This is a genomic window from Falsiroseomonas sp. RANM36 (assembly GCF_056682175.1).
This window is the reverse complement of record NZ_JBWXTD010000006.1, coordinates 492,385-505,911: the sequence shown is the minus strand read 5'-3', so window position 1 is coordinate 505,911 and position 13,527 is coordinate 492,385. Positions and strand designations below refer to the sequence as shown.

At 71.0% G+C, this 13,527-nt stretch carries 11 protein-coding genes and 1 tRNA gene; 4 read left to right on the top strand and 8 right to left on the bottom strand.

Annotated features, from left to right (window positions below; translation table 11 throughout):
* The 4 genes from AC1MIR_RS24005 to AC1MIR_RS23990 all read right to left on the bottom strand — a co-directional run.
* Nucleotides 1-407: aldolase/citrate lyase family protein (locus AC1MIR_RS24005; protein ID WP_480030688.1), on the bottom strand; the 407-nt coding region annotated here is incomplete at its 3' end.
* Nucleotides 398-532, bottom strand: a complete 135-nt coding sequence (locus AC1MIR_RS24000) for a hypothetical protein (RefSeq protein ID WP_480030687.1) — start codon at nucleotides 530-532, stop codon at nucleotides 398-400. The genes AC1MIR_RS24000 and AC1MIR_RS24005, both read right to left, overlap by 10 nt.
* A 53-nt stretch (nucleotides 533-585) precedes the next feature.
* The gene (locus AC1MIR_RS23995; RefSeq protein WP_480030686.1) at nucleotides 586-1,890 is read right to left on the bottom strand and encodes a carbohydrate porin; all 1,305 of its coding nucleotides are present in this window, start codon (nucleotides 1,888-1,890) and stop codon (nucleotides 586-588) included.
* Between the two features lie 95 nt (nucleotides 1,891-1,985).
* Nucleotides 1,986-3,452: a metal-dependent hydrolase family protein gene (locus AC1MIR_RS23990; protein ID WP_480030685.1), complete on the bottom strand. Its 1,467-nt coding sequence runs from the start codon at nucleotides 3,450-3,452 to the stop codon at nucleotides 1,986-1,988.
* A 248-nt stretch (nucleotides 3,453-3,700) separates the two neighbouring features.
* On the opposite strand from AC1MIR_RS23990, the gene AC1MIR_RS23985 reads away from it, so the two are divergent.
* The gene (locus AC1MIR_RS23985) at nucleotides 3,701-4,690 is read left to right on the top strand and encodes an AraC family transcriptional regulator (protein WP_480030684.1); all 990 of its coding nucleotides are present in this window, start codon (nucleotides 3,701-3,703) and stop codon (nucleotides 4,688-4,690) included.
* Between the two features lie 412 nt (nucleotides 4,691-5,102).
* Here the strand turns inward: AC1MIR_RS23985 and AC1MIR_RS23980 are convergent.
* Nucleotides 5,103-5,193: transfer RNA gene (locus AC1MIR_RS23980), tRNA-Ser, on the bottom strand.
* A 69-nt stretch (nucleotides 5,194-5,262) separates the two neighbouring features.
* Nucleotides 5,263-6,291 (bottom strand): alpha/beta fold hydrolase, encoded by a 1,029-nt coding sequence (locus AC1MIR_RS23975; protein ID WP_480030683.1) that lies wholly within the window; start codon nucleotides 6,289-6,291, stop codon nucleotides 5,263-5,265.
* A gap of 134 nt (nucleotides 6,292-6,425) precedes the next feature.
* Here AC1MIR_RS23975 and AC1MIR_RS23970 point away from each other — a divergent pair, with 134 nt between their 5' ends.
* Both AC1MIR_RS23970 and add read left to right on the top strand, forming a co-directional pair.
* A complete protein-coding gene (locus tag AC1MIR_RS23970; RefSeq protein WP_480030682.1) occupies nucleotides 6,426-8,000 on the top strand; it encodes an ABC transporter substrate-binding protein in 1,575 nt (524 codons plus the stop codon).
* Nucleotides 8,001-8,004: 4 nt separating this feature from the next.
* The gene (gene add / locus AC1MIR_RS23965; RefSeq protein WP_480030681.1) at nucleotides 8,005-9,081 is read left to right on the top strand and encodes an adenosine deaminase; all 1,077 of its coding nucleotides are present in this window, start codon (nucleotides 8,005-8,007) and stop codon (nucleotides 9,079-9,081) included.
* A gap of 42 nt (nucleotides 9,082-9,123) precedes the next feature.
* On the opposite strand, the gene AC1MIR_RS23960 is transcribed toward add, so the two are convergent.
* Together AC1MIR_RS23960 and AC1MIR_RS23955 are read right to left on the bottom strand one after the other, a co-directional pair.
* Nucleotides 9,124-10,101: a tripartite tricarboxylate transporter substrate-binding protein gene (locus AC1MIR_RS23960; protein ID WP_480030680.1), complete on the bottom strand. Its 978-nt coding sequence runs from the start codon at nucleotides 10,099-10,101 to the stop codon at nucleotides 9,124-9,126.
* A gap of 106 nt (nucleotides 10,102-10,207) precedes the next feature.
* A complete protein-coding gene (locus AC1MIR_RS23955) occupies nucleotides 10,208-11,329 on the bottom strand; it encodes an HWE histidine kinase domain-containing protein (protein WP_480030679.1) in 1,122 nt (373 codons plus the stop codon).
* 152 nt (nucleotides 11,330-11,481) lie between these two features.
* Here AC1MIR_RS23955 and AC1MIR_RS23950 point away from each other — a divergent pair.
* The coding region (locus AC1MIR_RS23950; protein ID WP_480030678.1) for a calcium-binding protein at nucleotides 11,482-13,527 on the top strand (2,046 nt) is incomplete at its 3' end.

The window sequence follows — 13,527 nt, the reverse complement described above, 5'->3', positions numbered from 1 at the left end:
GGGGGGGGGCGGGCCCCCCCCCCCGGGGGGGGCGCCCGCCGCGCGGGCGCCCCCACGGGGCCGCCCTGGCCGCGCAGCACCAGCTTGGCTGCCAGTGCCGCGACCTGCGTGGCCGTCTCCACCTTGGGCAGCATTACCGTCACCGCGACGCCTGGTGGAATCGCGGCGAGGTCGTCGTCGAGAAGCGCCGGGTCGGCGTTGACGCGCAGCAGCACCTCCGCCCCGCGCGCGACAAGATCGCGCAGGGCCGCGGCTGCCAGCGGGCGGGCCTCCGCCTTGCGGGCGGGCGGGATGGAATCCTCGAGATCGACAATCAGCGCATCGGCGCCGCGCTCGGTCGCCCTGGCCAGCAGCTGCGGCGAGGTGGCGGGCAGGAACAGCAGCGACCGCGCCGCCTTCACCCGCATCGGATCGCCCGCTTCGCGGCGAGTGCCGCGAGATCGCCAGCCGTGGCGAGGAGGACGGCGACGCCCACCGCAAGGAGTGCGACGAAGAGAAGCAGGCCGATCGCGGCGTAGTCGAGCCCTGTCATCAATGCCTCCGTGAGAATTGCAACCTGGACGCCCGCGCAACCGTCGCCTCCGCTCAGAGCGCGGCGCGCAGGCGCAAGGCGAACACCCAGGTGCTGTCGACGCTGCGGTCATAGGCTGGGTTGGCGATGAACTGGACGGCCGGCGTCACCTCGAGCCGCGGCGTGACCTGCGCGCGGTAATAAGCCTCGAAGGTCCACTGGTTCTCGCGCCGCCCACCGGTGGTCGATGGCGATGGCTGACCCCACCCGGCGCCGAATGCCACAACGTCGTTGCCGTCGCGCAGGCGATAGCCGAGGCCGGCGCTGGCCGCACGCTCGAGCGCCGCGCCGCCGCCATTCGAGAAGCCCGCGCGCAGGAAAGGCACCCAGCGCTCCCACAGCAGGCGATGGGCGGAGAAGGCGACACCCGATCCGCCCTTCACGCCGGCCTGGTCGCGCGGATCCGACTGCCAGGCGAAGAGGTGGACATTGTCCGTGTAACGGTCGCTCCAGGACTTGATCCAGCCGATCTCGGCGAAGCGGAAGTGCTCGCCCGTGCCGAAGAAGCTGTCGAAGGCGCGGCCTGCACGGGTCGGGTCGCCATTGGCGTCCGCCATGCCGCCCATGACGTAGACCTGCGGCGTGACCAGCACGCGCAGCGCACCGCCCAGCCCCTGGTTCGGTGCCGCGATGGTCGGATTCGTCAGCAACCCGTAGTTGCTGAAGTCCCGCCAGTTGTTGATCAGCGGATGGAGGTCGATCCAGTCGGTGACGTCGACGATGCCCACGGCGAGACCGACCCGGTTGTCGAACAGGCTCTGCGCCCAGTAGAGGTTCGTCAGCACCCACAGCGCGTCGCTGAAGCTCACCGCCGTCGCACCGGCGAGGCCGAACCCCGCGCCGAGATCCTGCGGCGCGATCCGTGTCCCAGTGCGGGAGCGGTATTCGACACGGAAGACGAGCGAACCCTCGTTCGCCGTGCCGCGGTTGAGGAGCGTCCATTGGCCGTAGAGCCGCGCCACGCTGCCGGCGGCGACGTTGGGTCCGGGGCTGTCGGTGACGTTCTGGTAGAGGAAGTTGTAGTCGGCGCCGAAGGTGAAGCCGTGCTCGGCCTGCAGCCAGCGCCGCGCATCGTCGAAGCTGCGGATCCGGGGCACGGCCTCGGGCAGCAGCGCGGGCGCCGCGCGCGCGTCGGCGTCCTCCTCGAGCTGTGCCGGGACGCTCGCGGGCCCGGCGAGGGCAGGCTGGGATGCCGGCCCGTCGCCGCCAGCCCGCTGCGCCAGCGCTTGCCGGACCGGCGCAAGGGCGAAGATCGCCACGGCCAGAAGCGCAACCGCCGGCACCATGCCGGGCACTGCGGGCAGCCGGGCGCCCCTCATGCGCCCTCTCTGCCGCCTGTGCCCGGGAGCGCCGGGCGGCATGGCCAGCGCGGCTTCGCCCTGCCCGGAACGCGCATCGCCCGCGGCGCCGTCGGTCATCCAAGCGTGTTCTTGTAGACCGCGCCGCTCAGCATGATCAGCCGGATGGTCTCGATCGGCTTCCATTCGGGGTCGGCGTCCCACCACTTCTCCGTGCCGCCGATCACCGAGATGTCCTCCAGAGGGTTGCCGTCGACGAGCAGGAGGTCGGCATAGGCGCCGGGCTCGATCACGCCGAGCTTGCCCTCGCGGTACGGGTTGCGCTGGCCCGACATCGCGAGCATCTCGCCGGCGGTCGAGGTCAGCTGCTTGAGCACCTCGAAATTCGAACCGAAGGTCTGGGTCCGCCACCAGATCTCGTACCGGCGCGCGCGCTCGGCATCCGCAAAGGTGCCGACATAGTCCGAGGCGAAGACGATCTTCGCGCCGGCCCTGAGCAGCCTGCGTCCGAAATCGGCGTATTGTGCCGCCAGCGCCTCGGCGGCCGGCGCCTTGCCGGCCTGCTGCACCAGCGGGTTTTGCCCGATAAGCGGCGAGATCCCCCACATCTGCGGCACGACATAGCCGCCCGCGGCGGCGATGCGCCGCATGGTCGCGTCCGAGATGAAGAAGGAGTGCTCAAACGACTTCACGCCGCCGTCCAGCAGCCGGTTCACCGCCCGGTCCGTGAAGACGTGGGCGGCGACATAGGTGCCCCAGTCGGCCGCCGACTCGACCGCCGCGCGGACCTCCTCGAGCGAGTACTGCGTCACGTCGATCGGATCGAAGCGCGACGAGCCGCCACCGCCGCCCATGATCTTGATCTGGGTCGCGCCGTTGCGGAGGTTGAGGCGCGTCGCCGCGAGCATCGCCGCCACGCCGTCGGCCACCGTGCCGATGCCGAAGCGCTCGAAGTTCGACAGGTCGCCGGGATGGTTGTGGCTGAAGCCCGGATCCGCGCGGTCGCGGAAGTCGCCATGGCCCGAGGTCTGGGAGATGAAGGCGCCCGAGGGATAGAGCCGCGGCCCGACGACGCGGCCCTTGTTGATGGCGCGCGCGATCCCGAAGGCCGGCCCCCCCATGTCGCGCACCGCGGTGAAGCCGTCCATTAGGAAGCGCTCGGCGACCACCGCCGCGTTGATCGCGAGGTCGGTCAGGTCAAGGTCGCGCTCGATCACGCCGAAGTCATCATTGATCATCACATGGGCGTGGCCGTCTATCAGGCCGGGCATCAGCGTCCGCCCGCCGCCATTGATCACCACGGCGCCGTCGGCCGCGATGCGATCGGTCGAGACGGCGCGGATGAGATTGCCCTCGATCAGCACGTTGGCGTTCATCCGGCGCTGCGCGTTCACGCCGTCGAAGACGTGGACATTGGTGATGAGCTGCCGCGCGGGCTTGTTCCGGTGCAGGATGTTCGCGGACTCGACGCCGGCGAGATAGACGCCGTCATACGGTGATTCCGCGCGCGCCGGACGCGTCGCGACGAACGGCGCCGAGAGGGCGGCGGCGCCGCCGAGGCGCCCGAGCAGCCGACGGGACATTGCAGGCATTCGCTATTCCTCCCTGGGACGCAGGACCGCGGTTTTTGGGCCGGAACTCCTTTTTGGGCCGGAACTCCAGAGCCGGCATCGCGCGGCCGTTGAAATCCAGTCGTTGACGTCGTTAGCACCTCGGTGGCCCTGTCGCTTGTCAGGAGACGCGGCGCGACGAAGCCTGACTGGCCCTGATGACAAGTGGCGCAGCGCATGCCGAGCCATCTATTGTCGCCTTGGTGGCTGTGGGGGCGGTCATGAGGGTCAAAGGCGGCCAGCCGCTGAACCGGGCTTCGCTCGTCTCACCGTTCTGCGAACGGCTGGAAGCGGGTGGCGCCGATCTCGACGCGGTGCTGGAGGCCGTCGGCCTGTCGCGCGAGATCATCTCCGACCCCGACGTCTTTGTGCCCGCTGCGACGATCTACGCCTTCTGCGAGGAGGCTGCGAAGGCGCTTGGCGATCCGTTGCTCGGCGTGCGCATCGGCTTGTCCCTGTCGCGCGCGACATGGCGGCCCCAGCGAGAGGCCGCCGAGGGCGCCGACACGCTGGTCGAATACTTCACCCGCTTCATTCTGCTCGTCGGCCAGCATGCCGGCGCGACCCGCTATGAGCTGCACGTTGCCGATCCGATGGCGCATCTGCGCTACACGCGGCAGTCCGAGGTGGACGCGGTTCCGGCTCAGGTGACCGCCATGGGAATCGGCAGCATGATCGCGCTGCTGCGGTCCGCCCTCGGCGACGCATTCGACCCGCACAGGGTCGTCATTCAGACCCCCGCGCCCGAGGCGGTATTCGCGCCGGCAGTTCCAGGGATCAGCTTCATACGAGGCGATGGGGACACGATCTACACGTTCCCCGCCGAGTGGCTCGTGGCCCGGCTCTCAGGCGGCTTCAACGGCGTCCGGAGGGCCGCGTCGCGCCCGCCCGCTGGCATTCTGGATGCCCTACGCGCGCTCCAGCGATCCCGCATCGGCGAGGGCACGCTGTCCATCAACAGCGCCGCGGGCCTTCTCGGAATGCCACGCCACGCGTTGCGCGCGGCGCTGCGCGCCAGGGGCCTGACATACCGCGCGGTTCTCGACCAGGTCTTCCGCGAGGACGCCATGGAGGCGCTCAGTCGCGGTTCGGGCGTCTCGGCCACGGCGGCGCGGCTCGGCTATGAGAACGTCGCCAACTTCACCCGCGCCTTCCGCCGCTGGACGGGCGAGACCCCGTCGGAATTCGCGCGTCGGCGCGGTTCCGACTAAACGTCCACTTCGGAATGGGGCCGACAGGATCCGCAATAGGGCAGGTGCCTGGCGCTGCGGCGCCTGGCGGCTGTGCCGGGCAGTTGCCAAGGCCCAGCAAGTTTCGTGGTTCAACAGGGTCCAGGCGGGGCTCAATCCGCACCGAGGTAGTCGCGCTAGAGGTACGGATCTGGGCCGAGTGGCACTCGAACCCGGGCGAGTGCCACGCGGGCCGAGATCGGCCTGCGACAGGGGTCTTTCAGAGACGTACCTGATCCATCAAGGCAACAGGTCGGGAGAGAACGGGCTCATGGACAGCGATTTCTGGCCGCATCCGCGGCGGGTTGGTCAACAGCTTTGCCCCGAAGACCCGAAGTAATCCGCCACTCAGCGCGTCGGTCAGTCTGTCGGAGAGTGGGACACCGACGGCAACTGGCGGATGGGGTGGGATTCGAACCCACGAGACGCTTTTGACGTCTACACACTTTCCAGGCGTGCGCCTTCGACCACTCGGCCACCCATCCAGCGCAGCGCGGGGTTCTAGCCAGCCGACCGGGTCCGGGCAACCCCGGCGCCGCGTCACGGGCACCCGGCTACAAGGCCCCCCGCGCCACCCAGGCCGCCCCCTCGCGGTCGGCGCCGGATGGCAGCGGCGCCCCGGGGGCGGCGATGAAGGCGAGGATGTCCGTCGTCACCACCGCACGCTGCAGGTCCCGCAGCAGGATGTGCCAGCCTTCCCGATACAGCGCCACGCGGCCGCCACCCTGCGCGGGCAGGCGACGCAGCGTCTCGGCGGTCGGGCGCATCTCGATCACCCGGTCCCGCGCGCCGTAGAGGAACAGCGTCGGACCCGCGCAGCAGCGCGGCACCTCGGCCTTCGCGGCCGCGTTCATGGCCAGCAGCCCGGCGATCGCATCCAGCCGGTTCGACTTCAGCGTCAGCGGGTCGGACTGGAAGCGGTCCAGCACCGCCCAGTTGTCGGTGGGCGCCAGCGTCGGCGCGCTCGATCCCGCGGGGAAGGCGGGGAACTTCACCAGCAGCAGCCGGAACGCCGCCGCGGTCACGGGGTTCATCTCGTCCAGGGTGAACAGACCAGGGCTCAGCAGGATCCAGCCGTCCACGAGCCCGGCTTCGCCGCTTTCGCGCAGGGCATGCCCGGCCAGCAGCGCGGCATTCGCGCCCATGCTCTCGCCCAGCACGAAGAAGGGGCGGTCGGGATGGCGCGCGCGCAGCAGGCGGATCGCACTGACCGCATCGCTCGCCAGCGCCTGATGGCCGGGCCAGAGGCCCCGATCCGGGTTTTCCGCATGGCCGCGCTGGTCATAGGCCAGGATGTGCAGGCCGCCCTCGCGCAGCGGCGGGGCGCTGTCCAGGATGAAACTGCGCGCGTGGTCGTTCAGCCCGTGCAGCGCCAGCAGGGTGGCCCGCGGCGCGCCCTCCGGCTGCCATTCATGCAGCGGGAGTCGCGTGCCGTCCGCCATGCGCAGGCGCCCGTCCTCGATCGCCGGCGTGGTCACCGGCGGCCCGAGCCCGGTGACATGCGGCGCGCAGGCCGCCAACATCAGAAGGCCGGCCAGCAGCAGGCCGAGACCAGGGGCGGGCAGGCGGGATCGGCGCGGCACGTCGCGCCTCTATCGGTTCGCGTCGGCCTCGACAAGCCGCGGCGGTTGACGCGCGTGCCCCGCGCACGCACGGTGTCGCGCAACGCGCCAGCGCCGGGATGCCACAACGGACCTCATCGAGGGAGCCGACGCCCATGCCGCACCCTGCCCGACCTCTGTTCGCCGCGGCGCTGCTCGCCGCCAGCCTTCACGCCACGCACGCAGCGGCCCAGGCGCCGACGCGCGCCAACACCCTGCGCGTCGCGCCGGAGACGCTGACCCGCGTGCTCGATCCGCACTTCACCACCAGCTTCACCACGCGCGACTTCGCCTATCTCGTCTTCGACACGCTGGTCGCCGTGAACGACCGTTGGGAACCCACGCCCCAGATGCTCGAGCGGTGGGAGCGCAGCGCCGATGGCCTCACCTGGACCTTCACGCTGCGCGAGGGCCTCGCCTGGCATGACGGCCAGCCGGTGAGCGCGGAGGACTGCGTCGCCTCGATCCGCCGCTGGGGTGCGCGCGATGCGCTGGGCAGCGCCATGATGCGTGCCACAGCGGGCCTCGAGGTGGTGGATGCGAAGACCTTCCGGCTGACCCTTCGCGAGCCCTTCGGCCTGGTGCTGCAGGCGCTCGGCAAGCCGGGCGCGATGGTGCCGATGATGATGCCCGCGCGGCTGGCCGCGACACCGCCGACCCAGCAGATCCCGGAGGTGATCGGCAGCGGCCCCTACGTGTTCGCCGCCGACGAATACCGCCCCGGCGACCGCATCGTGGTGCGCCGCAACCCCGCCTACCGCCCGCGCAGCGAGCCCGCCGTCTGGGCCAGCGGCGGCAAGGTGGCGCGGATGGAGCGTGTCGAACTCATCGCCATGCCCGATGTCTCCACCCAGGTCAGCGCGCTGACGACCGGCGAGATCGACTATGTCGAGCGCCTGCCCGCCGACGTGCTGCCGGTGCTGGAGCGCAACCGCGCGGTGCGCGTCGCGACGGTGTCGTCCTACGGCTACCAGGGCATCCTGCGCTTCAACCACCTGCATCCGCCCTTCGACAACGTGCAGGTGCGGCGCGCGGTGATGCTGGCGGTGAACCAGGCGGACTACCTCGCCGCCGTCGCGGGCCGCCCCGAATTCGCGCGCGAATGCCGCTCCATGTTCGGCTGCGGCACGCCGCTGGAAACGACGGCCGGCATGCCCGAACGCGCGGACTTCGCCGCCGCGCAGCGCTTGCTGCGCGAGAGCGGCGCGGATCTCTCGACCCCCATCGTCATCATCCACCCCGCCGATGCGCCGGGCATCGCGGCACTCGGCCTCGTCTCGCAGGACCTGCTGACGCGGCTCGGCCTGCGCGTGGACCTGCAGAGCATGGATCTCAACACCTATTTCGGGCGGCGCGCGCGGCAGGAGGGCTGGAACCTCGCGCACACCACCAACACCGTGCCCGACATGCAGTCGCCGCTGCTCAATCCCTTCGTCAACGGCGCCGGCCGCCAGGGCGGCTTCGCCGGCTGGCCGCAGGATGCGGAGGTGGAGCGGCTGCGCGTGGAATTCGCCCGCGCGCAGGACGACGCCGCGCGCAAGCGCATCAGCGAGGAGATCCACCGCCGCGCCGCGGAAGGCGGCTTCTACATGCCGCTCGGCCAGTTCACCGCCGCCTCCGCCTGGCGCAGCGAGCTGAACGGCGTGCTCACCGGCCCCGCGATGTTCCTCTGGAACATCAGCCGGAACTGAGGCGGTGCTCTCCTTTTCCGACTATCTCGACGCGGTGCCGAAGGTCGAGCTGCACCTGCACATCGCCGGCGCGATCCGCCCGGCGACGCTCGAGGACCTCGCGGCCAAGAACGGCCTGCGCCTGCCGAAGCGCGCGGAGGCGCTCTATCGCTTCGAGACCTTCTACGACTTCCTCGACGCGCTCCGCCTCGCCGCGCTGTCGCTGGCCTCGGCCGCCGATTTCCGCCGCGCGGCCTATGAGTGCCTGGAGGACATGCACCGCCATGGCGGCGTGCGGCATGCGGAGATCTTCTTCAACCCGCACTACTTCACGCCGAACGGCGTCGCCTATCCCGAGATCGTGGACGGGCTGATCGAAGGCTGCGCGCAGGCCGAGCGCGACTTCGGCATCTCCTCCCTGCTCATCGCCTGCATCGACCGCAGCGTCTGCCTGCCGTCGGAGGCGCTGCAGATGCTCGACTGGATGGCGCGGCATCCGCGGCGGGAGGTAGTCGGCATCGGCCTCGATGGCGCCGAGCGCGCCGGCCCGCCGCTGCTCTGGGTCGAGGCATGGCGCCAGGCAGGCCGCGCCGGCTTCAAGCGCACCGCCCATGTCTGCGAGGACAACCAGGCGCAGTTCGAGGCGCCGCCCACGCATTTCACGCTCTGCCGCGACGCGCTCGGCTGCGACCGCCTCGACCACGGCTACAACATCCTGGCCGACCCGGATGTCGTGGCGCGCGCAGCGAGGGAGCAGGTGCACTTCACCATGGCCTGCTGGTCGGGCCTGGTGTGGAATCGCGCGGCGCGGCGCCAGCGCATCAGGGCGATGTTCGAGGCCGGGCTGAACCTCAGCCTCGGCACCGACGACCCCACCATCTTCGGCACCACGATGGGCCATTGCTGGCGCACCGTCTTCGCCGATCTCGGCTGGGGCACGGCGGAGGCGCGGAAGCTCAGCCTGTCCGGCCTGCACGCCAGCTGGCTGCCGCCCGACCGCAAGGCCGCGCTGGAGGCCGAGTTCGCGGCGGCGCTGGATGCGCTGGACCGCGACCTCGATCCCGCGGATCGGACCCTGGACCTCTCCGTCACGCGTCGCTGAGCACTGCGCCCTCTCCCGCATGCGCGGAGGAGGGAAGCGGCATCAATCCGCGTACTGCCCCGCCGCCTGGATCAGCGGCCGCCACTTCTGGATGTCGGCCTGCCAGAACTGGCGGTGGTACTGCGGCGTCGCGCGCGCGGCGGCCACCGGCGCCGTGCCGAGATCGGCGAAGCGCCGCGCGATCGTCTCGTTGGCCAGCGCCGTCAGCAGCGCGCGGTTCAGCCGCTCCACGATCGGCGCCGGCGTGTTGCGCGGCGCGTAGAGCCCGTGCCACACGGTCACCTCGAAGCCCGGCAGGCCGCCCTGCGCGGCGGTCGGCAGGTCCGGCAGCGCCGCGATGCGCTCCGGCGTCGTGACCGCGAAGGCGCGGATCGCGCCGGCGCGGATCTGCTCGGTGGTGTTGGTGGTCTGGTCGCACATCAGGTCCACCGTGCCGCCCAGCAGGTCGTTCATCGCCGGCGCGGTGCCGCGATAGGGCACGGTGGTGAAGGGCGTGTCGATCGCCTTCTGGAACAGCAGGCCGCAGAGGTGGCTCGCCGCGCCGATGCCGGCATTGGCGTAGTTGATCTTCTCCCGCTCGCGCCGGACATGGGCGATCAGCTCGGCCAGGTTGGTTGCCGGGAAATCCTTGCGCGCCACCAGCGTCATCGGCACCTCGGTCACCATGCCGATGGTCTCGAAGCCGTTGATCGGGTCATAGGCCAGGCGGCGATAGAGCGTCGGGATCGTCGCCATGCCGATATGGTGCAGCAGGATGGTGTAGCCGTCCGGCCGCGCCTGCGCCGCGCGCTGCGCGCCGAGCGTGCCGCCCGCGCCGCCGACATTCTCCACCACCACCGTCTGGCCCAGATCGGTGGCCATGGCCTGGGCGATGAGCCGCCCGACCGTGTCCGTCGGCCCGCCGGCGGCAAAGGGGATGATCATGGTGATGGTGCGGGCCGGGTAGGGGGCCTGGGCCAGGGCCGGCGCCGCGAGGGCGCTGAGCGTGGCGCCCATCAGGGCGCGTTTGCCGAGGATCATGGGTCTGCCTGTTTTCGTCTCGTGGCCGCGTCATGGCGGCCGCCGCCGTGCAATCTGCCGTACTATCGCGGCGTCTAGAACGAATCGCCGCCCCGCGCCAGCCGGATCAGCGGGCAAGCCGGTCGGCGGCCGCCGTGCCGAGCGGGAACTCCAGCGAGCAGCGCAGCCCGTCCGGCGCCCAGGCCATCGCGATCCGCCCGCTGAGCTGACCGCGCACCGTTGTCTCCAGCATGCGCGATCCGAAGCCGCGCCGGGTCGGCGGCGCCACCGCCTGCCCGCCCGTTTCCGTCCAGTGCAGCGCCAGCGCCCGCGCCGCGCCGGCCTCCGCCAGGGTCCATGCGACCCCGATCCGGCCTTCCGCCACCAGCAGCGCGCCATGCTTCACGGCGTTGGTGGCGAGTTCATGCAGCGCCATGGCCAAGGGCTGGGCGATGTGCGCCGGCAGCATCACCGGCGGGCCATCCAGCGTGACGCGCTGCGCCGCCAGGAAGGGCGCCAGCTCCGCCGCCACCAGCGCGCGCAGGTCGGACCCGCTCCAGCGCGCTTCGGCCAGCATGGCATGGGCACGCGCCAGGGCGGCGATGCGCCCTTCCACCGCGCGCGCGTATTCCTCCGGGTCGTCCTTCGGCGTCAGCCGCAGCGTCGCCTGCACCACCGCCAGCAGGTTCCGCACCCGGTGATCCAGCTCCCGCATCAGCAGCGTCTGGCGCGCCTCGGAGTCCTTGCGCTCGGTGATGTCGAAGCCGATGCCGATCAGCCGGAGAGCCCGGCCGTCCGCCGGGTCGCGCTGGATGCGGCCGCGCCCGACCAGCCAGCGCAGCGCGCCGTCATCGTGGCGCGTGTAGCGGAACTCCGTGTCCCAGCTTTCGGAACCGCCCGCCATCGCCGCCTGCAGCGCCGCCTCCACGAAGGGGCGGTCGGCGGCGTGCACGCCGCCGATCCAGCGCTCGAAGCTCGGCGGCTCGGCCGGGTCCAGGCCGTGCAGCGCGTGGCAACTGTCGGACCAGGTCAGCGCATTGGTCCCGACATCCCACTGCCAGGAACAGATGCCGCCCGCCTCCTGCGCCAGGCGCAGCATCGCGCCGTCGTCGCGCACGCCCGCCGCCGGCGCGACGCCGAGCGACCGCGCGAGGATCGCGTTCTCCGCCTCGAGCGCAGCGACGCGCCGGCGCAGGGCCGCGATTCCGGCAGTCTCGCCGGCCGGCGACTCGTCAGGCAACTCGGACATGCCTCCTAGACTGCGCCCTCGGGTGCCGCGAAATCCAGAGGGGCCGGCCGGTCGCCGGCGGCGAGCACCACTTGCAGGGGCGCGCCCGCCCGGCTTCCGCAACCGGACCGCGCCCGATACATTCATGCTGCGCGATCCAGCAGGGCTTTGCCATGGCCACCTTCACCTTCCTCAACACGCTGAACGGCACCTTTGCCGGCACGGCCGGTGACGACCTCTTCATCTGGCCGGTCGCGAACGGCTCCATCGACGTGAACGACACCTTCTTCGGTGCGCTCGGGACCGACACGCTGCGGCTGGACGGTGCGATCACGCTGAGCTTCACCGGGGGCTTCGCGCCGCAATGGATGACGGGGATCGAGCGGATCACCGTCAACAACACGGGCAACAATGGCATCGTCATCGGCAATCTGGCCGGCGCGCCGGAGGGCGGCACGATCACCATGGCCGGCGGCGTCGGCAACGACGTCTTCGACATCTCCGCCCGCGTCGCCGGCTACAACGGCGTCTTCGACAGCGGCGGCGGCAATGACAGCTTCGCCGGCGGCGGCGGCAACGACCTGTTCCGCCCGGGCACCGGCAACGACACCTTCTCGGGCGGCGCGGGCGACGACACGGTCGAGTTCGCCCAGAGCAGCCTGCTCTTCACACAGCCCTTTGGCGGAGCGGATTCGCTGATCGGCGGGAGCGGCATCGACACGCTCCGCATCTCGGGCAATCGCGCGCCGGGCGAGATCCAGCGCGTCGATCTCCTGTCCAACCTCTACGGCTTCGAGATCATCGACCTGAGCCTCTACAGCGGCCCCACTGCCACGACCATGTACAATGGCTACGTCTCGGACGGGGACCTGACGGTGCTCGGCGGCTCCGGCGGGGACACCGTCGACGGCGGCGGAGCGTTCGCCACCGTCATCGACACCTTCGATGGTGGCGCCGGCAACGACCTGTACGACTCGTCACCCTATTCCAACCTGTTCCGCCCCGGTTCCGGCGCCGACAGCCTGTTGGGCGGCGTCGGCGATGATGTCGTCGAGATGGCGCTGGCCGATCTCGACCCGCTGGACAGCTTCGAGACAGACCCAGTCGGCACCGACATCATTCGCTTCACCGCCGGCGGCGTGCTGACGCGGGACCTGGCGGCCCGCTTCACCGGCTTCGAGCGCCTGGAACTCGGCCCGGCCGGGATCGCCATCACGTTGCAGGCGCTGCCCTTGCTGTCGGCGCTGGACACGGTGCCCGGCGGCACCGGCTACGTGCCGGTGTTCGGCGGCGCCGGCAAGGACCGCATCAACGCACAACCCTTCGGGAGCGACCCGGTCCGGATCGAGGGTGGCGGCGACAACGACACCATCATCGGCACCAACATCATCATCACCAGCAACGGCAACGAGAAACTGACCGACACGCTGCATGGCGATGGCGGCAACGACCTCATCCTCGGCGGTGCAGGGAAGGACTCGATCTCCGGCGGGTCTGGCAACGACACGATCGATGGCGGCGCCGGGAACGAGAGAGACGACGCGCGGGTCGCCAACCTGCTGTCCGGTGGTGCCGGCAACGACCGCATCCTCCTCGGCGCCGGCGATGACTGGTTCGTCTTCGACGATCGCGAGACGGGTCAGGACAGCGTCTTCGGCGGCACCGGCAACGACACCATCCAGTTCGCGGCGGGCGGGCAGATCGGCGACGACCTGATCGCCGGCGGAGCCGGTGCGGACGAACTCAGTCTGTTTTTCTACACCGCCCCGCTGACCCTCGGCGCTTCCGCCACGGATCGGTTCTCGGGCTTCGAATCCATCGAGCTGCCCGGCTATGCCGCCACGTCATTCGTCGTCACCGACAGCCTCGCCGAGACCGCCGAGACGCCGCTGCGGATCTACTCCACGCCGATCGGCGCCCAGACGCTGATGCTGGATGCCAGCGCGGTGACCGATACGGGCATCGTGATCTTCCGCGCGGACGATACCGCCGTCCTCGAAGCCTTCACCGCCGACACGCTGATCGGCGGCGGCGGTGCGGACACCATCACCCGCTTCGGCGGCGCCGACCTGGTGATGGCCGGCGGCGGCGACGACCTCGTGATCACGCGGTTCCCGACCGTCGGCCGCGCCCCGGCGCGGCGCGGCGGCGGCGCGGGCCGCCATACGCGGCGCGCGCTCGGCGCGACGATCCGCGCCGGCGTCACCGTCGCCGCGCCC